The sequence below is a fragment of the Streptomyces canus genome, from assembly GCF_001514145.1.
Lineage (GTDB): Bacteria > Actinomycetota > Actinomycetes > Streptomycetales > Streptomycetaceae > Streptomyces > Streptomyces canus.
Genome location: NZ_KQ948657.1, coordinates 880,462 through 903,323, shown reverse-complemented (window position 1 = coordinate 903,323; position 22,862 = coordinate 880,462). Strand labels below are relative to the sequence as shown.

The window sequence follows — 22,862 nt, the reverse complement described above, 5'->3', positions numbered from 1 at the left end:
TCAGTCCTTCAGGGCCTTCTGCGCGGAACCGACCACCTGGGTACGGCGCGTACGCAGGGCGTCGAGTGCGCTCTGGTGGTCCTTGATCTGCTGTTCCTGGATCCGGGAGTCCTCGGTGAACCAGATCTTCACGAGGTCGGTGCTCTTCTTGCAGTCGATGTCGGCGACGGCGACGGCGATTTCCTCCTTGGAGGGGCTGCCGTCGGTGTGGGGGACGATCTGGTCGGCGTGGTACGGGGAGTCGACGGTGTAGCCGTCGCCCTTCATGCACGTCGACCAGGCGGCGATGGCGTTCTGCACGGCGGGTGTCTGCTGGGACTGAGTGAGGCTCTCCCCGTCGAGCTGCGACACCAGTGAGAAGTCCATGTCCCGGGTGCCGAGTTGGTCGTCGGCCCAGCCGGCGCAGCCGTCCTTGTGGATCGCCTTGCCCTGGTAGGTGGACGGGGCCTTCTCCGGGGCCGGGTCGGCGGGGCTGTTGCGGATGCTCGTGCGGCCGGTGAGGACTTCGATCTGATCCTTCGTCAGCTCGGGCATCTTGGTGCCCTCCTGGTGCTGCACAGCGTCGGGCAACCCGTAGCCGTACTTCTCCGCGAGGGCCCGGTCGGTGATCCCGTAGCGGCGGGGCATGTTGGAGTCGTCCGCGCTGGGCGGTGGGGTCTGGCCCGCCGGCGGGAAGGAGACGTGGAGGCCGTAGTCGGCCAGACACTGGGTCTCCACGTGCCGCTCGGCGTCGTCGAGAGTGACGGTGTCCTGGTAGGTCTCCATGTAGGCCTCCAGGGGCAGGGAGAGCCCCTTGGCGAGACCGGCCGTGGGAGTGGCCTCGGGCCAGTTGCTCTTGTCCACGCTGGAGGAGGAGTTGGCGACCGGTCTCGTCTGCGGCTCGGCGGCCGTGGAACGGGGTTTGCCTGCGGAGCAGGAAGTGATGAGGGCTGCGGTGGCGGCGACGACGGCTATCGCCGCGGCTGTCCTGCGGACGGGCATCGGAAACGTACCTTTCGACCGGGTGGAATTCAGGCGAAGTGCTGGGAGGCCTCGTTGTTCTTCAGCGTGGAATCGAGGTCGTACCAGACACAGTCGGCGTACGCGTCGCGGTGCGGGATGTACTGCGAATGCCCGCCGTAACCGGAGTTGAAATAGACCCGGTAGTTGTTCACCTCGGAGCAGTTCTGCATGGAGCCGGCGTTGTTCTTGACGTACTGTGCGGCGCCGCTGCCGTTGCTGTTGAAGATGTACCGGTAGGTCTCCAGGGTCGAACCCTGGTACTCACTGGTGCCGTCGTAGTCGTAGACATCGCCCCAGAACTCGGCCCAGCTCGTGGTGTAGCTGCCGCCCGAGGTCGACAGCGCCTTCGAGTTGTACATCTCCCAGAGCTCGGGCTCGTCGGAGCAACTGACCCATGGGACATCGCAGTTGGACGTCACCTTGAAGGTGCCGGCATGAGCGGGTACCGCGGTGACCAACAGGGCCGCGGTGGCGGCGAGCACGGTCGCGGAAGCCTTCACACGCATACGTACGTGCTTCATCTTTTCCCCTCCCCCAGCCCGGCGTGCGCCACCTGTGGAGGCGCTGTGATCGCGGGCGACGCAGAACGTAACAGGGGGTCAGGCCGCACTCCTGACGGATTCCGGGCGACCGCCAAGAGGTATTCGTCGAATGACCAAGAGAAATCAAAGTATTCGGGTCGGTGCACCGATTCGGCGAGGTCCTGATTGAGCCCTTTGGGTCAATCCGCCTGCATGGGCCTGACGATGGATGTGGTGCGTGGGTTCCACCGCCCGCTTCATGATTTTCCCAAGGCATTGCAGAAAAAGCGGATCAATCGTGAGGAACCGTGGTTCGGCAGGATTCCGTCACGGTGTCCGCGAACGCCCGCGCCGACGGCGACAGCGCGTCCCAGCGGCGTACCGCCCAGCCGACGGAGAGGGGGCGCAGGGCGGGGAGGGGAACCAGCCGCACGTTCCCCCGGCCCGGCACGTCCAGACCCGGCAACGCCGGCACCACCGCCCGCCCCAGCCCCAGCTCGGCCAGCAGCAGTGCCGTGTCCCAGTCGGCCACGCTCGTGTCGAAGGCGAACCGGACCCCCAACTCCGCGCATACCAAGTCCAGATGGGCGGCGGAGGTGGAGTTCGGGGGAAGGCGGATGAGCCGTAGGCCGGACAGGTCGGCGGCGTCGACGTACGGGCGCCGCGCGAGCGGGTCGTCGGCCCCTACCGCCAGCACCCACGGCAGTTCCAGCACCGGCCGCTGCTCGATGCCCCGCACCGGCGGGCCCAGCGTGATCCACGCCAGGTCGAGACTGCTGTCGGCCAGCGCGTCGAAGCAGGCCCGGCTGGAGCTCTCGGTCCTGAACTCCAGGCTGACGTCCGGGTGTTGTTGCCGGAAGGCGACCACCGCGTCCGACATGAAGTGCCGTACGGTCGTCGCGCCGGTCGCCACCCGGACCGACCCGCTCTCCCCGTCGACCAGCTCCCGCAGTCGGCGCAGGGCGAGATCCAGCCCGGCGATCCCTTCCGCCGCGGCCGCCTCCAACACCCGCCCCGCCTGCGTCGGTACGACCCCCCGAGGCTGCCGCTCCAGCAGACTGACCCCCGTCTCCCGCTCCAGCCGCTTCACATGCTGGCTCACCGCGGACTGCGTGCAGTCCAGCTCACGGGCCACCGCACTGAGACTTTCGGCGCGGCACACGGCCACGAAGACACGCAGGTCGTCGAGGGTCACGACCCCCAAGCTAGCACTTGGGTCCGGCGACAAATACTAAGGATTGACTGGGGCGAGCACCCGTACGACGATCTCCTCAGGGCCCGGGCGGCAACCCGCTCCCATACCCGGGAGGAGCGGGTGCCGACCCAACCCACCCCTTCTGCCGAGGAGTTCGGTGCCCGTGCAGGCGACCAGCACAGACGAAGCCAGGGCCCTGTTACGGCGGCTCGGTGCCGACCGCACCCCCCACCCCGGCGGCACCCTCCTCGCTCACCTCGAACGCGTCCGCATCCAACTCGCCCTCTGGGACGCCCGCCCCGCCCTCCAACTCGCCGGCCTTTGCCACGCCTTCTACGGCACCGACGGCTTCCCCACCGCCCTGCTCCTGCTCGACCGGCGCGCGGAACTCGCGTCCGTGATCGGCCCGGACGCCGAGGCGATCGTGCACTTCTACGCGAGCTGCGACCGCGGGGCGACGTACCCCCATCTCCTGGTGCCGCGATTCCGGGACCGCTTCACCGGGCGGACGTACGCCCCCGACCTGGTCCTGCGCAGGGACTTCGCCGAGCTCACCGCCGCCAACGAACTCGACCTCGCCCGCCGGGACCCGGCCTTCCGGGAGCACTGGGGCCCCGAACTCCTCGCCCTGCTGACCCGGTTCAGGCCGCTCCTGAGCCAACTCGCCTGGCGGGACACCCTCGCCGTCCTCCACGCCTCTTGACTTCTCAAGACCCCCGCGCGACGTTCCGGACCCTTCGTCCATACCAACCGCAGGGGGGACCCGACCATGAGTGTGACCCGAAGACACCTGCTGGCCGCCGGTGCCGGGGCGGCCGTCGCAGCCGGGGTGCAACAGGGAGCGAGCGCCGCCGACTTGCCGACGATCGGGACGTATGACGTCGTCGTCATCGGCTCCGGCGCCGCGGGCATGACCGCCGCGCTCGCCGCCGCCAAGCAGGGCCTCAGTACCGTGGTGCTCGAGAAGGCGCCCACCTTCGGCGGATCCGCCGCCCGTTCGGGGGCCGGGATCTGGATCCCCAACAACCCCGTCATCCTCGCCGCCGGCGTCCCGGACACCCCGGCCAAGGCGGCCGCCTATCTCGCCGCCGTCGTCGGCCCGGACGTTCCCCTCAGCCGCCAACGGGCCTTCCTCGCGCACGGACCCGCCATGATCTCCTTCGTCATGGCCAACAGCCCGCTCCGGTTCCGCTGGATGGAGGGGTACAGCGACTACTACCCCGAGCTACCCGGCGGTCTGCCGGGCGGCCGTTCCATCGAGCCCGACCAGCTCGACGGCAAACTCCTCGGCGCCGAACTCGCCCGCCTGAACCCGCCGTACCTCGAAGTCCCCGCCGGACTGGTCGTGTTCAGCGCCGACTACAAGTGGCTCGCCCTGTCCGCCGTCAGCGTCAAGGGATCCGCCGTCGCCGCCGAGTGCCTGGCACGCGGCACGAAGGCGGCCCTGCTCGGGCAGACGCCGCTCACCATGGGACAGTCGCTGGCGGCCGGCCTGCGGAAGGGACTCCAGGACGCCGGAGTCGCCGTCCGGCTCAACACCCCCCTCACCGAGCTCCACGTCGACAAGGGCGCCGTCGCCGGAGCGGTGACCCCCGGTGGGCTCTACCGTGCCCGCCGGGGCGTGATCGTCGGCTCCGGCGGCTTCGAGCACAACGCGGCGATGCGGGCGCAGTACCAGCGCCAGCCCATCGGCACGGAGTGGACCGTCGGCGCGAAGGAGAACACGGGGGACGGCATCCGGGCGGGACAGCGACTCGGCGCCGACGTCGCGCTGATGGACGACGCCTGGTGGGGCCCGGCCATCCCGCTCCCCGGCGACCCGTACTTCTGTCTCGCCGAACGCACCCTTCCCGGCGGGCTCATCGTGAACGCGGCCGGCCGGCGGTTCGTCAACGAGGCCGCCCCGTACAGCGACGTCGTGCACACCATGTACGACCGGAACCCGACCGACCCCGACATCCCGTCCTGGCTGATCGTCGACCAGAACTACCGCAACCGGTACCTCTTCAAGGACATCGCGCCGACCTTCGTCCTCCCCGACGACTGGTACGGCTCGGGCGCCGCCCACAAGGCCTGGACGGTCGACGCCCTGGCCGCCTCCATCGGCGTCCCGGCGGCGGCCCTCCGAGCCACCGTCGACCGCTTCAACTCCCTTGCCCTGAAGGGCGACGACACGGACTTCGGGCGCGGCGACAGCGCCTACGACCACTACTACACGGACCCGTCGGTGCTCCCGAACTCCTGCCTGGCCCCGCTCTGGCTGCCCCCGTACTACGCCTTCCGGCTCGTCCCGGGAGACCTGGGCACCAAGGGCGGCCTGGTGACCGACGCCCGCGCACGCGTCCTGCGGCCCGACGGCTCCGTCGTCCCCGGCCTGTACGCCGCCGGGAACGCCAGCGCGGCCGTCATGGGCCACAGTTACGCGGGCGCGGGCTCGACGATCGGTCCCGCGATGACCTTCGGGTACATCGCGGCCCGGGATCTCGCGGGGGTGCTCTAGGGGCTGCCCTGCTTGAAACCTTGAAGATCCCTTGACGTGAAGTACCTGGCGGAGTTCACCAGTTGGGGCGAAAGATCACCGGCGACGGCTGTCTCAGCCGTCCCGCACCCCCCACCAGCGGAGAACTCCTTGAACAACAACAGAAGAAGAGCGGCGCTCGCGGGCACGGTCCTGCTGAGCGCCTTCTCTCTTGGCGCCACCCCCGTGCAGGCGGCGGGCGACAGCGCGAGCGGCTCCCCGCAGCGCGTCATCGTCGTCATGCGAGACCAGCTCACCGACCTCCCGATGCGCACGCAGGCCGTGAAGCGCGGTCAGGCCGCGGCCGACGACCAGGCGCCCGTCGTGGCGCAGTTGAAGAAGAGCGGGGCCACCCGCGTGCACGGGATGAGCCTGATCAACGCCGTCTCCGCCACGCTGGATCCGGCCGCGGTGGCACGGATACGCGACGACCGGCGGGTGGCCGCGGTCGTGCCGGATCTTCCGATACGACGGCCCGGCGCGAACTCCGCCACCACGGCCTCCGCGGCCACCGCCACGGGCGGCACCGCCGCCGGCACCACCTGCCCCAAGGACCCGGCCAAGCCCCTCCTCGAACCCGAGGCGCTCCAGCTGACCCACACCGACGCGGCCCAGCGCACCGCCACCGGCAAGGGGGTCAAGGTCGCCTTCTTCGCCGAGGGCATGGACGCCGCCAACCCCGAGTTCGTCCGCCCCGACGGCAGCCGGGTGGTCACCGACTCCGAGGACTTCAGCGGGGACGGCGTGAACGCCGACACCAGCGGCGGCGAGGCCTTCGGTGACGCCAGTGCCATTGCGGCACAGGGCAGCCGTACCTACGACATGTCCGCGCAACTGCCGTACTCCAAGCTGCCGAAGGGCTGCACCTTCCGGGTCCGCGGCTTCGCGCCCGGCGCTCAGCTGATGGACCTGAAGGTGTTCGGCGCGCAGGCCTTCACCTCCGGGTTCGTGCGGGCCATCCAGTACGCGGTGGCACACCACGCGGACGTCCTCAGCCAGTCCTTCGGGTCCAACGTCTACCCCGACGCGGCCACCGACCCCATCCGGCTGGCCGACGACGCCGCCGTCGCCGCCGGGGTGACGGTGGTCGCCTCCAGCGGCGACTCCGGTACGTCAGGCACGGTGGGCTCACCCGCGAGCGACCCGAACGTGATCGGTGTCGGCGCCACCACGTCGTTCCGGCTGGCGGCGCAGGGCTACGGCTACCGCAAATGGACCAGCGACAACATCACCGGGCTGTCCTCCGGCGGTACGACCCAGGACAACAAGCTGGTCGATCTGGTGGCGCCGGGCATGGTCGGCATGGCCGCCTGCACCGTCGACCCGCGCTGGAGCGACTGCGCCCTGCCCACCCAGGTGTTCGGCGGGACCAGCCAGGCGGCCCCCTTCGCGGCCGGAGCGGCGGCCGACGTCATCCAGGCGTACAAGGACACACATGGCGGGGTGCGGCCGTCGCCGGACCTGGTCAAGCGCATCCTGACCGGCACGGCGACCGACCTGCACGTCCCCGCCGACGAGCAGGGCGCGGGACTGCTGGACACCGGCGCGGCCGTCCAGGCGGCCGGAGCCCTGAACACCATCGACCGACAGGCCGATCAACTGGTGCCGTCCATCGGCCAGTTGAATGTCGTCGGCCGGCCGGGCGGTGAGCGGCACACCTCCGTCACCCTCACCAACACAGCCGATCGGCCGCAGCGGGTCACGATGACCTCCCGCACGGTCGGCACCGAGACCTTCCGCACCCAGCACAAGATCACCGTCGGTTCCCCGCTCTCCGGGGACGACCAGGAGGGCAAGCTCGCCGCCCGGCCGTTCACCGTCAAGGTGCCCAAGGGAACCCCGCTCCTGGACGCCGAGATGGTGTGGCCCGGCACCGCGGACTCCGGCAAGCTCGCGCTGATCCTGGTCGATCCGGCCGGACGGCTGACGCAGGTCAGCTACGACTACGACGGCTACGGACTGAACAGCAACTACCAGCACGTCGACGTCCACGACCCGCGCCCCGGCACCTGGACCGTCAAGCTGGTGTGGAACAACGGCCGCATGCACCTTCAGGACAAGCCCCTGAAGCCGGGCACCTACCGCGGCCCGGTCACCGTCCGGATCACCGGCCACCGCTACACCTCGGCCGGAGTCCCCGAGCAGACCCGGGTCGTCCCGGCGGGCGGCATCGCGCGGTTCCCGGTGCGGATCCCGTTGCCGCGTACGGCCGGTGACGCGCCCTTCTCCCTGCAGTTCGCCTCGGGCACGGGGACCCGCCTGTCCCTGCCGGTGGCCCGCCGGACACTGGTCCCCGTCGACCCGGCCCGCGGACACAGCACGTCCTTCGCCGCCACCCTCACCGGCGGCGTCGGCCGGGACGTCGGCCAGACGAACGGCTACTACCTGGACGTGCCGCCCGGCAGGCGTGATCTGACCATCGACCTCACCGCCGAGGACCCCGCCACCACCCTGGTGTACTACCTGGTCAGCCCCGACGGCCAGATCCTCGCCCGGGACACCGACCGGACCGCGGGCGAGCACAGCGTCCCGACGAAGTACTCGAGCCTGACCGCCCACCGCCCGGCAGCGGGACGGTGGACGCTGATCGTCGGACTGCCCGACGCCGTCAGCGGCAAGGCCTTCAGCCAGAAGGTCAGCGGGACGGTCCGCCTCGACGCCATGACGGCGACAGCGCCCGGCCTGCCGGACAGCCCGTCCCGCGTCCTCAAGCGCGGCAGCACGCTGACCGTCCCCGTCCGGGTGCCCAACTCCGGCCCGGCGGAGCGGCATTACTACCTCGACCCCAGGCTCGACACCACGGGCGAGATCGCCCTCGTCGAGAACGGCGACGACAAGTCGGGGACGGCGAAGATCAACGAGGGGGGCCTGGGCTGGTTCGTGCCCTCGCACACCACCAAGCTGGTCGCCACGGCCACCGCAGACCGTCCGGTCGACCTGAACATGTACCCCTGGACCGCTTCTCCGATGGTGTTCGGGGAGGCCGGCACCGGTGACACGACGGTCGCCACCGCTTTCGCCGGCCAGCTGGCCTCCGGGCTGTGGAGCACCGAGGTGACCGATCCGGGCCCCTTCGGGGACAAGCCCGCCGGCAAGGGCACCGCGAAGGTCACGCTCACCGCCACGACCCAGTCGTTCGACCCGGCGGCCAAGGCCTCCACCGGTGAGTTCTGGGACCTCGACGCCGACTGGAACCCCGTCGCCGCCGCCGCGGGCAGGACGGCGACGATGAAGCTCACCCTGACCCCGACCGCACCCGTCGGCACGGTCGTCCACGGAACGGTCTACGTCGACACCGACTCGCCCTTCTCGGGCGTCATGGGGTCCGAGCTGATCGGGATCCCGTACTCCTACACCGTGGGCTGAGCGTCAGGGGCGGCGGGCGATCAGGAAGGCCTGCTGCGACACCTCCTCGGGGCCGGGTTCGCGCACTGTCCGCGACACGAGCGTGAACCCGGCCGCCCGGAGCAATTCGATGATCTGCTCCGGCTGCCGCCTCAGGAAGGTGAGCGCGACGGGGCGCCCCCAGGGCCGGTCGTGATGCCGGTCCACGTCGCCGGCCTGGAAGGCGACGAGGAGGTGTCCGCCCGGCGCCAGCACCCGGTGGAACTCGGCGAACAGACGGGGGAGTTCGTCCACAGGGGTGTGGATGGAGGAGTACCAGGACACGGCACCGGCGAGCGCCCCGTCCGGAAGATCCAGTTCCAGCATCGAGCCCCGCTCGAACCGCAGCCCCGGGTTCTCCCGGCGGGCGATGGCCAGCATCGACTCCGACAGGTCGAGCCCGAAGACGGACAGCCCGAGGGAGGCCAGGTAGCCCGTGACCCGTCCGGGCCCGCAGCCCAGGTCGGCGACCCGTCCGCCGTCCCCCACCAGCTCGGCGAACCCGTCCATCAGGACCCGGTCCAGTGGACTGACGGTGAGAACGTCCCGGAACTGCTCGGCGTAGTCCTCGGCGACGGTGTCGTAGAAGGTGCGGGTGGCGGTCACGAAGTCGGTGTCGGTCATGGCCGGGGACCCTAGCGGCCCCCACTGACACTCAGGCGACACCAACCGCCCGCAGTACGGCAGTTGCCGCCGCCGCCCCCAGCACCACCAGCACGAACGGCGCCCTCCGCCACGCCAGCACGGCCCCCACCAGGACCCCGGCCGGCCGCGCCCACCCCGCGAAACCGCCGCCCTCCGTCAGCGCCCCCGTCGCCAGCAGCGCCACCAGCAGGACGACGGCACCCGCGCCCAGCAACTCCTGGACCCGCTCAGGCAGTTCCACCCGCCCGTGCAGCACCGGCCCGACCAGCCGGAAGGCATACGTCCCCACCGCCAGCGCCAGAATCATCGCGACCGTCGCGCTCACGCCGGCCTCCCGCTGCCATGGAGGACCAGCCCCGCCAGCGCCACCAGCACCGGCACCCCCGCCGGGACCGCCGGCGTCACCGCCAGGGCCAGCCCGGCGCCGAGCAGCGCGGACCGCCGTATCGCCGAAGACTCGCGCAGAGCCGGCAGTACCAGAGCGACGAGGACGGCGGGGAAGGCCGCGTCCAGGCCGTAGGTGCCGGTGTCGCCCAGGGCGTCCCCGGCGAGGGCACCGGCCAGGACGCCGGTGTTCCACACGGCGAACAGGCCGAGCCCGGAGACCCAGAAGGCCGCCCGGCGCCGTGCCGGATCCGGCTGGGCGAGGGCGAAGGCCACCGTCTCGTCGGTGACCAGGTGCGCGCCGAGGAGACGGGCGAGTCGGCCCGGGCCCAGGATGTCCGCGACCGCGAGACTGAAGGCGGCCGTACGGGTGTTGAGCAGCAGACCGGTGACCGCCGCGGCGACCGGGCCGCCCCCGGCCAGCAGCACCCCGACCGCGCTGAACTGGGCGGAGCCCGCGTACACCACCAGGGACATCACCACCGGCACCCACACCGGCAGGCCGCCGGTGACGGCGATCGCGCCGAAGGAGACGCCCACGACTCCGCTCGCGAGCCAGACGAGCGCACTGTCACGGACCAAGGCTGTTCGCTCTGCCGTACGCATGTTCACTACACTGGACGGTAGGCGCCCTGTTCGTCAAGGCGAACGATCGTACCGATGGAGCGAACAGCATGTCCGACAGCCCCCCGCCCCGGCTCCCCCTGGACTGGATCGCCGCCTCTCTGCGCCGCGAGCGCACCCGGGCCGGGATCTCCCTCTCCGAGCTCGCCAAGCGCGCCGGAATCGCGAAGTCCACGCTGTCCCAGCTGGAGGCGGCGAGCGGGAACCCGAGCGTGGAGACGCTGTGGGCGCTGGGGGTGGCGCTCGGGGTGCCGTTCAGTGCCCTGGTCGAGCCGCCGGCGCCGTCCGTGCGGGTGATCAGGGCGGGACAGGGGCCGACCGTGGCCTCGGAAAAGGCCGAGTTCGCGGCCACCCTGCTCTCCGCGAGCCCGCCCGGAGCGCGACGGGACGTCTACCACCTGCGGGCCGAACCAGGCGCCGTACGGGAATCGGAGCCGCACATTCCGGGGACCGTGGAGCATCTGATCGTGGGCGCGGGGAGGGTGAAGGCCGGACCGGTGGGGGAGGAGGCCGAGCTGGAGCCCGGCGACTACATGACGTATCGGGGAGATGTGGCCCATTCGTACGAGGCGCTCACCCCCGGCACGACGTTCGTGCTGGTCATGCAGCACATGTAAAAGCAAAGGCAGGAGCCCCGCTACCGTGCGGCGCGGGGCTCCTTGGGTACTGCTTTCAGGTCCGGATCAGAGGCTGGATCGCCTATGAGTCGGGATCAGACGGGGGTGACGTTCTCCGCCTGCGGGCCCTTCGGGCCCTGGGTCACGTCGAAGGAGACCTGCTGGTTCTCCTCCAGCGAACGGAAGCCGCTCGCGTTGATCGCGGAGTAGTGGACGAAGACGTCGGGGCCGCCGCCCTCCTGGGCGATGAAGCCAAAGCCCTTTTCGGCGTTGAACCACTTCACGGTTCCGGTAGCCATAAGCCCTCCTTGGGCCCAAAAGGGTTGCCCTGCTCCAGAACCTGCAAGTGTGAAAACAGTGCCGCACAACTGCATATGTCTGAAAACGACTAGAGCCTGCGGTTACATGCTCCGCAGGCTCTGTACTGCAAGGGAAACCAAACTGCAACTTGCGGCGAGCGTAGCATGCAGGCAGCCGAAAGCAATAGAGGCCAAGATCACGTCACCCGGACGTTTGAAGATCGTGCAGGGGTTGACTGTGGGGCCGAAGTCCGAAGCGTACCCCAAGGGGTCTACTGTCGCGATGTGGACAATTCTCGCACCCGGCCGCGCGTCGGCCACATCCAGTTCCTGAACTGCCTGCCCCTGTACTGGGGGCTCGCGAGGACGGGCACGCTCCTCGACTTCGAGCTCACGAAGGACACCCCGGAGAAGCTCAGCGAGAAGCTGGTGCAGGGAGACCTCGACATCGGGCCCATCACCCTCGTCGAGTTCCTCAAGAACGCGGACGACCTGGTCGCCTTCCCCGACATCGCCGTCGGCTGCGACGGCCCGGTCATGTCCTGCGTCATCGTCTCGCAGGTCCCGCTGGACGAGCTGGACGGCGCCAGGGTGGCCCTCGGGTCGACCTCGCGTACCTCCGTACGCCTCGCCCAGCTCCTCCTCGCCGAGCGCTACGGCGTCCGGCCCGACTACTACACCTGCCCGCCCGACCTGAGCCTGATGATGCAGGAGGCGGAGGCGGCCGTACTCATCGGCGACGCGGCCCTGCGGGCGAACCTCCTCGACGGCCCGCGCTTCGGCCTCGAGGTGCACGACCTCGGCTCGCTCTGGAAGGAGTGGACGGGGCTGCCGTTCGTCTTCGCGGTGTGGGCCGCCCGCCGCGACTACCTCGAACGCGAGCCGGTCATCACCCGCAAGGTCCATGAGGCCTTCCTCGCCTCCCGGAACCTCTCCCTGGAGGAGGTCGGCAAGGTCGCGGAGCAGGCGGCCCGCTGGGAGGCCTTCGACGAGAAGGTCCTGGAGAAGTACTTCACGACGCTGGACTTCCGGTTCGGAGCCCCGCAGTTGGCGGCGGTCACGGAGTTCGCGCGAAGGGTGGGGCCGACGACGGGTTTCCCCGGGGACGTGAAGGTGGAACTGCTTCAGCCCTAATCTGCATCTGCACCTTATGGGGGAGGCCGGTATGCAGCCGCTGGGAGTCGACGAACCCACCGCCGTGGGGCCCTACCGGCTGCTCGGCCGACTGGGTTCCGGCGGCATGGGCCGGGTCTACCTCGGCCGCAGCGCCGGGGGCCGCACGGTCGCCGTCAAGATCGTGCACCCGCACTTCGCGCTCGACGAGGAGTTCCGCGCCCGCTTCCGCCGCGAGGTCGACGCGGCGCGGAGAGTGGGCGGGGCCTGGACCGCGCCGGTCCTCGACGCGGACCCGGAGGCGGCGGTGCCGTGGGTTGCCACGGGGTACGCGGCGGGCCCTTCCCTGGCCTCGGCGGTCACGGACGGGGGCCCGCTGCCCGAGCATTCCGTACGAGTCCTGGGGGCGGGCCTCGCCGAGGCGCTCGCGGCCGTGCACGGACTGGGGCTCGTCCACCGGGACGTGAAGCCCTCCAACGTCCTGCTCACCGTCGACGGCCCCCTCCTCATCGACTTCGGCATCGCCCGCGCCACCGACGGCACCGCGTCCCTGACCTCCACCGGCGTCTCCATCGGCTCGCCCGGCTACATGTCCCCCGAACAGATCCTGAGCAAGGGGGTGTCGGGCGCGGCGGACGTCTTCTCCCTGGGCGCGGTGCTGGCGTACGCGGCCACGGGGGTACCGCCCTTCCCGGGGGACTCCTCGGCCTCCCTCCTCTACAAGGTGGTCCACGAGGAGCCCGAACTCGGATCGCTGACCGGCGAGTTGCGCGACCTCGTGGGGGCCTGTCTGTCCAAGTCGGCGCAGGACCGGCCGACTCCGGAGGAGCTGGCCCGACGGCTCGCCCCTGAGGGGGCGGCACGGCTGGTGGTGGCGGGGTGGCTGCCGGGGGCGCTGGTCGAGCAGGTGGGGCGTAGTGCCGTACAGCTGTTGAACCTTGAGGCGGCGGGGGAGCAGGCGTCCGGGCCGGTGGGGTTCAGTAGTCCTTCGGTGGGTGGGGGTTCGGCGGGGACGGTGGGGGCGTTTGGGCCGCCGCCGGTGATGCCGGCGGTGTCCGCGGGTGCGCCTCCGGCCGCCGCGGCCGGGCCTCCGGCGTTCCCGGTCACGCCGCCGGCTACCACGGGCGGACCCTTGGTGCCCGAGCCCCGGGACGCTGTGCCCCACGAGACGGTGGTGCCCTCCGACAAGCGACCCGGTCCCGGTCGGCTCTCCGTTTCCGTCGCCGCCACCGCCACGCCCGGAGAGAGCGGCCGCGGGCGCCGGATGAGTTGCACCGTGGCGCTCGCCGTCGCGGGGGCGCTGGCAGCCGTGACCGTGGGGTCGGTGTTCCTGTTCGACCTGCTGCCGGGACGCGGCGAGGACGACTCGGCGAGTTCCGGACCCGGCAACGACGCCTACTCCTCGGCCCCGAGCTCCGTACCGTCGGCCTCCCTGCCCTCGGCGTCCTCCGCGCCGTCCGCGTCCTCCACGCCGTCCAGCCAGGCGCCGAGCGGGCCTTCCGCGGTCCCCGCCCGCTATCTCGGCACCTGGGAGGGACAGGGCAGCGGTCTCGGCGGGAGCCTGCCGATGGGGACCTTCCGGATCACCGTCAAGAATGTGGGCGTCGGCGAGGAGTTGGGCCGCCTGCGGCAGACCGACGCGATCGGGGCCGAGTGCACCGACGTCCTCACGCTGAAGCAGGTCACCGAGACGGAACTCGTCACCACGGCCGTCGGCGCGAAGGACAACCACGCCGGCTGCAACCCCACCGCCCACACCGTCCGCCTCACCGCGGAGGGCGACGACCTCAAGTACACGTCGGAGAGCGAGGCCGAGGGATACCCCGAGGCGCGGATGTCGAAGGTCGAGCGGTGACGGAACTGCTCGTCGCCGTCGCCGCACTGTGGGGAGCGGCGGCAGGTTCGCTGCTGCCCCGCGCCGCCTACCGCTACTCCGTCCCGTCCGGGGAACCGTGGCGGGAGACCTGCCCCGCCGGTCACCCGCTGGGCGGCCGGCTCGGGCGGGCGAGGTGCGGGACATGCGGCACACAGCAGTCGTACGGCCCCAGCGCCCCCGTCCTCTCCACCGTCACCGCCCTCCTCTGCGCCGGCGTCGCCGCCGCCACCGGCACCCACCCGGAGATCGCCGTCTGGCTGCTACTCGCCCCCGTGGGCGTCCTGCTCGCCGTCATCGACCTGCGCGTACGACGACTGCCCGACCCGCTCACCCTCCCCCTCGCGGCCGCCGCACTCGCCCTGCTCGGGGCGGTGGCGCTGGTGCCCGAGCACGCCGGGAACTGGCTGAACTCCCTGTTCGGCGCCCTCGCGCTCGGCGTCGGCTACTGGGTGCTGTGGCGGATCAACCCCGGCGGCATGGGCTTCGGCGATGTGAAGCTGGCGCTCGGGGCGGGGGCGGTCCTGGGCTGGTACGGCTGGGACACCGTGCTCCTCGGCACCTTCGCCGGTTTCCTGCTCGGCGCGCTCTACGGCGGTGTCCTGGTCCTGGTGGGCAGGGCGGGACGCAAGACGGCGATCCCGTTCGGACCGTTCCTGATCGCGGGGGCGTACGCGGGGCTGCTGATCGGCGCGTACACGGCCTGAGGTCGGGCTTGCGGGAGGGCTGGCGTAGGCTGGCCGAGACCGCCCGAACCCTTGACGAAAGGCACGCCCCGGTGACCGAGAAGGCCGACCTTCAGTCCGTCCTCGACCGTGCCGCAGAGGGTGGGCGCATCACTCCGGAGGAGGCGCTCGACCTCTACCGCGACGCCCCGCTGCACGCGCTGGGCTCCGCCGCGGACGCCGTGCGCCGCCGTCGGTACGCGGGCACGGAGCACATCGCGACGTACATCATCGAGCGGAACATCAACTACACCAACGTGTGCGTCACGGCGTGCAAGTTCTGCGCGTTCTACGCCCCGCCGACGGCCAAGGACAAGGGCTGGACCCGCGACCTGGACGACATCCTGCGCCGGTGCGCGGAGACCGTCGAACTCGGCGGCACCCAGATCATGTTCCAGGGCGGCCACCACCCGGACTACGGCGTCGAGTACTACGAGAAGCACTTCGCCGCCATCAAGAAGGAGTTCCCCCAGCTGGTGATCCACTCGCTGGGCGCGTCCGAGGTCGAGCACATGGCCCGGATCTCCAAGGTGAGCGTGGAGGAGGCCATCCAGCGCATCCACGCGGCCGGCCTCGACTCCTTCGCGGGCGCCGGTGCCGAGATGCTCCCCGAGCGCCCCCGCAAGGCCATCGCGCCCCTCAAGGAGTCCGGCGAGCGCTGGCTGGAGATCATGGAGACGGCGCACAACCTGGGCGTGGAGTCCACCTCCACCATGCTCATGGGCACCGGCGAGACCAACGCCGAGCGCATCGAGCACCTGCGGATGATCCGTGACGTACAGGACCGGACGGGCGGCTTCCGGGCGTTCATCCCGTACCTCTACCAGCCGATGAACAACCACCTGAAGGGCCGCACCCAGGCCACGATCTTCGAGTACCTGCGGATGATCGCGATCTCCCGGCTCTTCATGGACAACATCGCCCACATCCAGGGCTCCTGGCTGACCACCGGCCAGGACGCGGGCCAGCTGACGCTGCACTACGGCGCGGACGACCTCGGCTCGGTCATGCTGGAGGAGAACGTCGTCTCGGCGGCCGGTGCCAAGCACCGCTCCAACCTCCAGGAAATGATCGACATGATCCGTACGGCGGGACGGGTCCCGGCCCAGCGCGCCACCACGTACGAGCACCTCGTCGTCCACGACGACCCGGCGAACGACCCCGTCGACGCCCGCGTCATGTCCCACATCTCCTCCACGGCGATCGCGGGCGGCACGGCGCATCCCGAGCTGAAGATCCTCGCGTCCAACTAGGCCTGTCTTGCTGACGATCCACACCGCCGACCTGCTGATCCCGGGCGGCGGAAGGTCACCGCTGCCCGGTGGGGCGGTACTGGTCGAGGGACGGCGGCTGGCTGCCGTAGAGGTCTACGAGGAGCTGGCCGCCGCACATCCGACCGCAAGGGTGCGCCGCTGGCCGGGAGTTCTCACCCCGGGCCTGGTGAACCCGTACGGGCCGGAGCTGTTGGAGCAGGCCTACCATCCGGACCCACGTGAGGACCTGGGCAGCGAGCCGATCTCGGGCGAGGCGCTGGAGTCCCTGGGCATGACGGACGCCCGGTGGGGTGCGAGTGCGCGGCGGGGGGTGCAGCGGATGCTGGCGCACGGGGTGGTGGCGGTGAGGGGTGAGCTGCGACGCCCCGCGGTGATCGACGCCGTACACAGGTCGGGCCTGACGATCGAGCAACGGCTCGCGGATCCCGTGGGCCGGCCTTCACTGACCTCCGGGTCATTCGCCACCCCGCTGCTTCCCCAGGCCGAGGCCACTTTCGCGATCTTCGAAACCCCAGAACTGACAACCTGCGTGGCAACGGTGATCAACGGCCGCTTGCTACACCGGCGCAGGTGAGGGGTTTTCAGGGGCGCGGGGCTGTATCGATTTGCGGCTCCGCCGCGTGGGCGCGACCAGCCCGCACCGACCCGCACCCAAAGCTCAACCGGCCAACGCCTCTCCAAACGCCCCCGCCGACTGAGAAACCCCACTGCAATTGGTCAACGGGTCATCCTCGTTCGAGTTCCCCGACTCACACTCCTGATCCCGAAACGTCGACCACATCGACACCCACGCCACCTCCTTCGCCTCGGCGAACTCCCGCACCTGAGCCGCGTCGGACAACGTGAACGTCTCCCCGTCCACATCATTCGTCCCGATCATCGAGGTGAGCGCCATGGCCCGCCACGCAGTGGAATCGGACGTACCGAAAACGTCCCGCAACTGAGCCTGCGCAGCCTTCGCCGAAGTGATCGCGTAATCCCCCATGTCCCCGTCGTACGACTCCCCGTAGTTCATCGTCATGATGTTGACGGTCGACACCTGAACCGACTTGTCGTTCGCGGACTCCAGTAGCGCCACACTGCCGTCGTCGAGCCCGGACGGCATCACGGGAAGCGTGAACGAGACGGCGAGATCGCTCCGTTCCTCCTGGAGCAACGCGATCGCCTCGGACCGCAGCTCCACCGAGTCGGAGTCGCTCAGCGCGTCCCCCTCGATGTCGAAGTCGGCGAGCGAGGAACCGGCGGCGTCCAGCGCCTTTCCGTAGGCCGCGGCCAGTTTCGCCGCGGTGGAGCAGGTCTCGGCCAGCTCCTTCCCGGAGGCCCCGCCGAACGAGACCCGCACCTGAGCCCCGTCCTCCTTCAGCGCGCTGATCCGGGACGCGACCGACGAGTCGCCGATGGCGGACGTGCCGTTCCAGGAAGGCGTGCAGGCGCTGCCGTCGGCGATCACGAACGCGAGGTTGTACACCGAGGGCGAGCCCGCGGAGTCGTTGTCGGACGCTTCGTCAGCGCTGACGTAGGGCGCGTACGCGGTGACCGAGGACGCGGCTTCCGACGCCGACGACACCGAGGCGCCGCTCTGTTCCGAAGGCTCCGCGTCCGAGGCGCTGTCGGAGTCGGCGGAGCACCCCGTCATGGCCAGGGCAAACAGACAAGTGAGCCCGGCGGCCGGCCTCAGGAAACCCCGCATTGTTCATGCACCCGCTCTCGTGATTTTCGTCTCAGGCTTGAAACAAGGGGTCATTCGAAAGGAGAACGTCTCATACGAAGCCGGTGTTCAAAGCGACAGTGGATACACAGAAGATCCACGGGTCGCATCGCGTGAATCGGGCCAAACGGGCGAACCGAATAGGGCATTCGGCTCACTTCCCTCCATGGTGACCTGTGCAGGCGTTTGTGAAATCTCTCAGGGAAAAGACAGGTTAAGGCGTTTCTCATATGCGTCTCACAAGAACGGATGACTCGGTCACATAAAGACTCCTTAACGTCTGGGGAATGCATTCCGAGACTGCCATCGAAAACCGTGCGGACACGCGCGGTCGCCGCCGCAAACGCGGTAGTAACGGGTCCGCCGAGGGCCCGGTGTTCGTTGACAACTCCGGACGCCGCTCCAAGCTGCTGCGCCGGATCGGTCTTCTCCTCGGCGTCCTGTCCCTCGGCTACGCCGTCGTGCTGGGCCTGGCCTTCATGGGCATCGGCGTCTCCAGCACGACACTGCTGCCCTTCGCGGGCGGCGGTCCCGGTGGCTCATCGAACTCCGGCCCCGGCGGCATCCAGCCGCAGGGCGGGATCGGCACCCCGCCGTCGAGGCCCTCCGGCACTTTGCCCACGGGCACCGCCACGGGCGCTCCGCCGAGCACCGTCCCGACCGCGACCGCCTCCGCTGCATCCCACTGACCGGAACGGCCCACCACATGACCACGACGACGCCCTCCCGCGGCCGCCGGCGTGCCCCCACCCGCATCGAGCGGGCGGCGGGCAAGGCCGCGGCGTTGCAGAAACCGCGGGTCATCCTCGCCCTGCTGCTCCTGCTCGGCCTGACCAGCGTGATGCTGCTCGACGGCTATCTGCGCGCCGAGGTCGGCGGCGACGAGCGGGTGCGCGACGGCGCCGGCTCCAGCAAGGTCCCCGACAAGATCCTCAACGGCGGACCGATCATCAGCTTCCGGGGCGGCCAGGCCACCACGACCGCCGTGCCGGCCAAGACGATCGCGCTCACCTTCGACGACGGCCCGAACCCTACGTACACGCCCCAGGTTCTGAAGATCCTGGAGAAGTACGACGTGCCGGCGACCTTCTTCGTGGTCGGTTCGATGGTCTCGCGCTACCCGGGGATCGTGAAGGACATGGTCGACCAGGGCAATGAGGTGGGCATCCACACCTTCACCCACGTCGACCTCTCCTACCAGAGCGACGCCCGCATCCGGCGCGAGATGACCCAGACGCAGCTGGCCCTCGCGGGCGCGGCGGGCATCACCACCACGCTGTTCCGGGCGCCGTACTCCTCGGAGACGGACGCGATCGACAACTACAGCTGGCCCGTGTACAAGAAGCTCGGCGAGGAGGGTTACACCAGCGTCTTCGTCGACACCGACAGCGACGACTGGAAGAAGCCGGGCGTCTCGAAGATCGTCAAGTGGGCGACGCCGTCCGGGACGTCGGGTGCCTCCGTGCTGATGCACGACGCCGGCGGCGACCGTGAGCAGACGGTCAAGGCGCTGCCGGAGTACATCGAGAAGATGCGGGCGAAGGGCTACACCTTCACCACCATCAGCGGGGTCATCGAGGCGCAGAACACGGCTGCCCGCGCGGGACAGCAGGCGAACGCGCCGGCAGGTGCGGGCGGGCAGCTCCAGGGCGGGAGCCGGAACGGCACCGACCGCCTCCAGGCCGCGCACCGCGAGGCCACCGGCACGACGCTCTACGAGGGCAAGGCGCTCGTCGTGGCCGTCGCCGTCGCCGAGTACACCGTGCCCACGCTGTCGGTCGGACTGGTGATCGTGGGCGTGGCCGTCATGGGCCGGTTCGGGATGATGCTGATCCTCGCCCGCCGCCACTACCGACTGCGCAACAAACGCCGCTTCAGCTGGGGGCCCACGGTCACCCGGCCGGTGACCGTGATCGTCCCGGCGTACAACGAGAAGGAGTGCATCGCCAACACCCTGGAGTCGCTGGCGAGAAGCACCCATCCGATCGAGGTCGTCGTCGTCGACGACGGCTCCTCGGACGGCACCTCCGAGATCGCCCGCGAGGCGGCCCGCTCGCTGGGCATGACGAACGTACGTGTCATCCGCCAGGAGAACGCGGGCAAGCCGGCCGCCCTCAACAACGGTGTCCGCAGCGCCAGTCACGACATCGTCGTGATGATGGACGGCGACACCGTCTTCGAACCGGACACCGTACGGCAGCTGGTGCAGCCCTTCGCGAACCCGGAGGTCGGCGCGGTCGCCGGCAACGCCAAGGTCGGCAACCGCGACACCGTCATCGGCGCCTGGCAGCACATCGAGTACGTGATGGGCTTCAACCTCGACCGCCGGATGTACGACCTGCTGCGCTGCATGCCCACCATCCCGGGCGCGATCGGCGCGTTCCGCCGCGAGGCGGTCCTCCAGGTCGGCGGGATGAGCGAGGACACCCTCGCCGAGGACACCGACATCACCATCGCGATGCACCGCGCGGGCTGGCGGGTCGTCTACCAGGAGCACGCGCGCGCGTGGACCGAGGCACCGGGCTCCCTGAAGCAGCTGTGGTCGCAGCGCTACCGGTGGTCGTACGGCACGATGCAGGCGCTGTGGAAGCACCGCAAGTCCCTCACGGACAAGGGCCCCTCGGGCCGCTTCGGCCGGGTCGGCATGCCGCTGGTGGTGATCTTCCAGATCGTCACGCCGGTCTTCGCCCCGCTGATCGACGTGTTCACCGCCTACTCGATGATCTTCGTCGACTTCCGGGCGGCGCTGTACGCGTGGCTCGCGGTCCTCGGCGTCCAGCTCGTGTGCGCGGCGTACGCCTTCAAGCTGGACAAGGAGAAGTACCGCTATCTGCTGATGATGCCGCTCCAGCAGCTGGCCTACCGCCAGATGATGTACCTCGTCCTCATCCACTCCTGCATCACCGCCCTCACCGGCGGCCGGCTGCGCTGGCAGAAGCTGAAGCGGACCGGCGAGGTCGGGACCCCGGCGGGGGTGGGCTGATGAGCTGGGAGCAGCAGGGGTATCAGCAGCAGGGCTATCAGGGGCAGGGGCAGGGGTACGGCTACGAGTACGGGTACTCGGGGTACGTAGAGCAGCCGCAGCCGTATCCGCAGCAGCCGTTTCCGCAGGAGTACGTCGACCACGGCTACTACGGACAGGGCACGGAGCCGGAGCCGCAGGAGCCGCCGGTCGCCGGAGCCCCCGCTGACGCCGAGGCGGAGGAGGAGAAGCCTCCGTCTCGGCCCCCGGGCCGCGACCGCTACTTCGACACCCTCCGGGCCGTCGCCCTGATCCGGGTCGTCACCTATCACACCTTCGGCTGGGCCTGGGCGGGCATGGTCTTCCCCTCCATGGGGATCATGTTCGGCCTGGCCGGCACGCTGATGGCGAAGTCCCTGGAGCGGCCCGCCCGCACGGTGGTCAGAAGCCGGATGCGCCGCCTGCTGCCGCCCTTCTGGTTCTGGGGCGTCTTCGTGGTCCTCGCGATGCTGGTCCACGACTGGATGCCGGGCTGGCAGATCGTCTACTGGATCGTGCCGCTCGGCGATCCGCCGGGCAACGCGTGGGGCGAGCAGGCCTGGGAGATCCTCTGGTACCTGCGGACGTACCTGTGGTTCGTCCTGCTGTCCCCGGCGCTGCTGAAGGTGTTCCGGCCGGCTCCGGTGCCGGTCCTGCTGCTGTCCCTGGCCCCGATCGTGGTCTTCCAGTTCCTGTGGGAGCCGCCGGACAACCGCCTCGGCAGCGCGCTGACGGACCTGGCCACCTTCCTGTTCTGCTGGATCCTCGGCTTCGCCCACCGGGACGGGATCCTTGAGCGGCTGAAGGCGCCGGCCGTCGTCGCTCTCTCGCTCGCCGCGATCGGGTTCGGCGGCTGGTACGCCTTCACCCACCAGGCCGAGACGGGGTCGTACGACCTCGACGACATCCCCCTCGCCCAGGCCTTCTGGTCGGCCGGGTACGTGACGCTCCTGATGTGGGCCAAGTCGCGCTTCGGGATCGATTTCGCCTGGCTCACCCGCTTCCGGCGGACGGACCGGGTCGTCACGATCTTCAACTCCCGCGCGGTGACGATCTATCTGTGGCACGAGATCGCGCTGATCCTCGCCGTGCCGCTGATCGACCAGTTCTGGAACGTGCCCGCGTTCGAGAAGTGGCTGCCGCTGGAGAGTCAGTGGTTCATGTTCGGTGTCGGCTGGATTCTGATCGCGGGGTTCGTGCTGCTGTGCGGATGGGTGGAGGACGTGGCCGGGAAGAAGAAGCCGCAGCTTCTTCCGGGAGGGCGGCCTGCAAGAATGGCGACGTGACCCGCGCTTCCCTGAACAAGCAGCCGCACGAAGTCGCCTCGATGTTCGACGACGTGGCGGAACGGTACGACCTGACGAACGACGTGCTGTCGCTCGGTCAGGACCGGGTGTGGCGCAAGGAGGTCGCCAGGGCCGTCGACGCCCGCCCCGCCCAGAAGATCCTGGATCTGGCGGCGGGCACGGCCACCTCGTCGCTGCCCTTCGCCCGCACCGGCGCCTATGTCGTGCCCTGCGACTTCTCGATCGGCATGCTCCAGGTCGGCAAGCGGAAGCACACCTGGCTGCCCTTCACCGCGGGCGACGCGACGAAGCTGCCCTTCAAGGACGACACCTTCGACGCCGTCACCATCTCCTTCGGGCTGCGCAACGTCCAGGACACCGACACCGCGCTGCGCGAGATGTACCGGGTGACCAGGCCCGGCGGCCGGGTCGTGATCTGCGAGTTCTCGCACCCGACCTGGGCACCCTTCCGCACGGTCTACACCGAGTACCTGATGCGCGCCCTGCCGCCGGTGGCCCGCGCGGTCTCCTCCAACCCCGACGCCTACGTCTACCTCGCCGAGTCCATCCGCGCCTGGCCGGACCAGCCGGCCCTGGCGGAGCGACTCCGGAAGGCCGGCTGGTCGAAGGTGGCATGGCGGAACCTGACGGGCGGGATCGTGGCCCTGCACCGGGGCGTCAAGGAGAGCTGAG

21 protein-coding genes are annotated in these 22,862 nt (G+C 70.0%); 13 read left to right on the top strand and 8 right to left on the bottom strand.

All coding sequences use genetic code 11. The features are described from left to right. The 3 genes from AQJ46_RS08970 to AQJ46_RS08960 all read right to left on the bottom strand — a co-directional run bounded on the left by AQJ46_RS08970 (position 1) and on the right by AQJ46_RS08960 (position 2,718). Positions 1 to 981, bottom strand: a complete 981-nt coding sequence (locus AQJ46_RS08970; protein WP_059205011.1) for a hypothetical protein — start codon at positions 979 to 981, stop codon at positions 1 to 3. A 29-nt stretch (positions 982 to 1,010) separates the two neighbouring features. Beyond that, the gene (locus tag AQJ46_RS08965) at positions 1,011 to 1,523 is read right to left on the bottom strand and encodes a hypothetical protein (RefSeq protein ID WP_159064006.1); all 513 of its coding nucleotides are present in this window, start codon (positions 1,521 to 1,523) and stop codon (positions 1,011 to 1,013) included. A 292-nt stretch (positions 1,524 to 1,815) separates the two neighbouring features. After that, a complete protein-coding gene (locus AQJ46_RS08960) occupies positions 1,816 to 2,718 on the bottom strand; it encodes a LysR family transcriptional regulator (RefSeq protein WP_059205009.1) in 903 nt (300 codons plus the stop codon). 157 nt (positions 2,719 to 2,875) lie between these two features. On the opposite strand from AQJ46_RS08960, the gene AQJ46_RS08955 reads away from it, so the two are divergent. The 3 genes from AQJ46_RS08955 to AQJ46_RS08945 all read left to right on the top strand — a co-directional run bounded on the left by AQJ46_RS08955 (position 2,876) and on the right by AQJ46_RS08945 (position 8,602). Further along, a complete protein-coding gene (locus tag AQJ46_RS08955) occupies positions 2,876 to 3,421 on the top strand; it encodes a DUF6817 domain-containing protein (protein ID WP_059205008.1) in 546 nt (181 codons plus the stop codon). A 66-nt stretch (positions 3,422 to 3,487) separates the two neighbouring features. Then, entirely contained in the window at positions 3,488 to 5,218 is a 1,731-nt protein-coding gene (gene kstD / locus AQJ46_RS08950) for a 3-oxosteroid 1-dehydrogenase (RefSeq protein ID WP_059205007.1), read from the top strand. 129 nt (positions 5,219 to 5,347) lie between these two features. Next, the gene (locus tag AQJ46_RS08945) at positions 5,348 to 8,602 is read left to right on the top strand and encodes a S8 family peptidase (RefSeq protein ID WP_059205006.1); all 3,255 of its coding nucleotides are present in this window, start codon (positions 5,348 to 5,350) and stop codon (positions 8,600 to 8,602) included. 3 nt (positions 8,603 to 8,605) lie between these two features. Here AQJ46_RS08945 and AQJ46_RS08940 read toward each other — a convergent pair whose 3' ends face one another. From AQJ46_RS08940 to AQJ46_RS08930, 3 genes are read right to left on the bottom strand one after another with little or no spacing between them, the layout of a single operon-like run. Continuing rightward, positions 8,606 to 9,244 (bottom strand): class I SAM-dependent methyltransferase, encoded by a 639-nt coding sequence (locus tag AQJ46_RS08940; RefSeq protein ID WP_059205005.1) that lies wholly within the window; start codon positions 9,242 to 9,244, stop codon positions 8,606 to 8,608. A gap of 31 nt (positions 9,245 to 9,275) precedes the next feature. Next, positions 9,276 to 9,590 carry an AzlD domain-containing protein gene (locus AQJ46_RS08935; protein WP_057608022.1) on the bottom strand — a complete coding sequence of 105 codons (315 nt, stop codon included), beginning with the start codon at positions 9,588 to 9,590 and terminating at the stop codon, positions 9,276 to 9,278. Beyond that, a complete protein-coding gene (locus tag AQJ46_RS08930) occupies positions 9,587 to 10,255 on the bottom strand; it encodes an AzlC family ABC transporter permease (protein ID WP_059205152.1) in 669 nt (222 codons plus the stop codon). The genes AQJ46_RS08935 and AQJ46_RS08930 overlap by 4 nt, the downstream gene beginning before the upstream one ends. Positions 10,256 to 10,323: 68 nt before the next feature. Here AQJ46_RS08930 and AQJ46_RS08925 point away from each other — a divergent pair, with 68 nt between their 5' ends. Continuing rightward, positions 10,324 to 10,890, top strand: a complete 567-nt coding sequence (locus tag AQJ46_RS08925) for a helix-turn-helix domain-containing protein (protein WP_059205004.1) — start codon at positions 10,324 to 10,326, stop codon at positions 10,888 to 10,890. Positions 10,891 to 10,985: 95 nt separating this feature from the next. Here AQJ46_RS08925 and AQJ46_RS08920 read toward each other — a convergent pair whose 3' ends face one another. Further along, on the bottom strand, positions 10,986 to 11,189 hold the full coding sequence (locus tag AQJ46_RS08920; protein WP_003992177.1) for a cold-shock protein: 204 nt from the start codon (positions 11,187 to 11,189) through the stop codon (positions 10,986 to 10,988). A gap of 285 nt (positions 11,190 to 11,474) precedes the next feature. Here AQJ46_RS08920 and AQJ46_RS08915 point away from each other — a divergent pair, with 285 nt between their 5' ends. The 5 genes from AQJ46_RS08915 to AQJ46_RS08895 all read left to right on the top strand — a co-directional run bounded on the left by AQJ46_RS08915 (position 11,475) and on the right by AQJ46_RS08895 (position 16,748). After that, positions 11,475 to 12,323 (top strand): menaquinone biosynthetic enzyme MqnA/MqnD family protein, encoded by an 849-nt coding sequence (locus AQJ46_RS08915; protein WP_059205003.1) that lies wholly within the window; start codon positions 11,475 to 11,477, stop codon positions 12,321 to 12,323. Positions 12,324 to 12,354: 31 nt separating this feature from the next. Further along, positions 12,355 to 14,157: a serine/threonine-protein kinase gene (locus AQJ46_RS08910; protein ID WP_059205002.1), complete on the top strand. Its 1,803-nt coding sequence runs from the start codon at positions 12,355 to 12,357 to the stop codon at positions 14,155 to 14,157. Further along, positions 14,154 to 14,882, top strand: a complete 729-nt coding sequence (locus AQJ46_RS08905; protein WP_059205001.1) for a prepilin peptidase — start codon at positions 14,154 to 14,156, stop codon at positions 14,880 to 14,882. Before AQJ46_RS08910 ends, AQJ46_RS08905 begins: the two co-directional genes overlap by 4 nt. 71 nt (positions 14,883 to 14,953) lie before the next feature. Beyond that, positions 14,954 to 16,153: a cyclic dehypoxanthinyl futalosine synthase gene (mqnC, locus tag AQJ46_RS08900; RefSeq protein WP_057608017.1), complete on the top strand. Its 1,200-nt coding sequence runs from the start codon at positions 14,954 to 14,956 to the stop codon at positions 16,151 to 16,153. Positions 16,154 to 16,160: 7 nt separating this feature from the next. Then, positions 16,161 to 16,748: an imidazolonepropionase-like domain-containing protein gene (locus tag AQJ46_RS08895; protein ID WP_059205000.1), complete on the top strand. Its 588-nt coding sequence runs from the start codon at positions 16,161 to 16,163 to the stop codon at positions 16,746 to 16,748. 84 nt (positions 16,749 to 16,832) lie between these two features. Here AQJ46_RS08895 and AQJ46_RS08890 read toward each other — a convergent pair whose 3' ends face one another. Beyond that, positions 16,833 to 17,864: a chitinase gene (locus tag AQJ46_RS08890; RefSeq protein WP_059204999.1), complete on the bottom strand. Its 1,032-nt coding sequence runs from the start codon at positions 17,862 to 17,864 to the stop codon at positions 16,833 to 16,835. Positions 17,865 to 18,169: 305 nt separating this feature from the next. Between AQJ46_RS08890 and AQJ46_RS08885 the strand changes: the two genes are divergently transcribed. From AQJ46_RS08885 to AQJ46_RS08870, 4 genes are read left to right on the top strand one after another with little or no spacing between them, the layout of a single operon-like run. After that, positions 18,170 to 18,571: a hypothetical protein gene (locus AQJ46_RS08885; protein ID WP_079072181.1), complete on the top strand. Its 402-nt coding sequence runs from the start codon at positions 18,170 to 18,172 to the stop codon at positions 18,569 to 18,571. Positions 18,572 to 18,588: 17 nt separating this feature from the next. After that, on the top strand, positions 18,589 to 20,865 hold the full coding sequence (locus AQJ46_RS08880; RefSeq protein ID WP_059204997.1) for a bifunctional polysaccharide deacetylase/glycosyltransferase family 2 protein: 2,277 nt from the start codon (positions 18,589 to 18,591) through the stop codon (positions 20,863 to 20,865). Next, complete coding sequence (locus AQJ46_RS08875) at positions 20,865 to 22,169, top strand: acyltransferase family protein (RefSeq protein ID WP_059204996.1); 1,305 nt, start codon at positions 20,865 to 20,867, stop codon at positions 22,167 to 22,169. The genes AQJ46_RS08880 and AQJ46_RS08875 overlap by 1 nt, the downstream gene beginning before the upstream one ends. Next, the gene (locus tag AQJ46_RS08870; RefSeq protein ID WP_057608011.1) at positions 22,166 to 22,861 is read left to right on the top strand and encodes a demethylmenaquinone methyltransferase; all 696 of its coding nucleotides are present in this window, start codon (positions 22,166 to 22,168) and stop codon (positions 22,859 to 22,861) included. Before AQJ46_RS08875 ends, AQJ46_RS08870 begins: the two co-directional genes overlap by 4 nt. The last annotated feature ends 1 nt before the right edge of the window (position 22,862 follow it).

Bases quoted from the DNA above. Each gene is read 5' to 3' on its own strand.
- AQJ46_RS08970 (WP_059205011.1), bottom strand. From the start codon at position 981: ATGCCCGTCCGCAGGACAGCCGCGGCGATAGCCGTCGTCGCCGCCACC.
- AQJ46_RS08965 (WP_159064006.1), bottom strand. From the start codon at position 1,523: ATGAAGCACGTACGTATGCGTGTGAAGGCTTCCGCGACCGTGCTCGCC.
- kstD (WP_059205007.1), top strand. From the start codon at position 3,488: ATGAGTGTGACCCGAAGACACCTGCTGGCCGCCGGTGCCGGGGCGGCC.
- AQJ46_RS08940 (WP_059205005.1), bottom strand. From the start codon at position 9,244: ATGACCGACACCGACTTCGTGACCGCCACCCGCACCTTCTACGACACC.
- AQJ46_RS08930 (WP_059205152.1), bottom strand. From the start codon at position 10,255: ATGCGTACGGCAGAGCGAACAGCCTTGGTCCGTGACAGTGCGCTCGTC.
- AQJ46_RS08925 (WP_059205004.1), top strand. From the start codon at position 10,324: ATGTCCGACAGCCCCCCGCCCCGGCTCCCCCTGGACTGGATCGCCGCC.
- AQJ46_RS08920 (WP_003992177.1), bottom strand. From the start codon at position 11,189: ATGGCTACCGGAACCGTGAAGTGGTTCAACGCCGAAAAGGGCTTTGGC.
- AQJ46_RS08910 (WP_059205002.1), top strand. From the start codon at position 12,355: ATGCAGCCGCTGGGAGTCGACGAACCCACCGCCGTGGGGCCCTACCGG.
- AQJ46_RS08890 (WP_059204999.1), bottom strand. From the start codon at position 17,864: ATGCGGGGTTTCCTGAGGCCGGCCGCCGGGCTCACTTGTCTGTTTGCC.
- AQJ46_RS08885 (WP_079072181.1), top strand. From the start codon at position 18,170: ATGCATTCCGAGACTGCCATCGAAAACCGTGCGGACACGCGCGGTCGC.
- AQJ46_RS08880 (WP_059204997.1), top strand. From the start codon at position 18,589: ATGACCACGACGACGCCCTCCCGCGGCCGCCGGCGTGCCCCCACCCGC.
- AQJ46_RS08875 (WP_059204996.1), top strand. From the start codon at position 20,865: ATGAGCTGGGAGCAGCAGGGGTATCAGCAGCAGGGCTATCAGGGGCAG.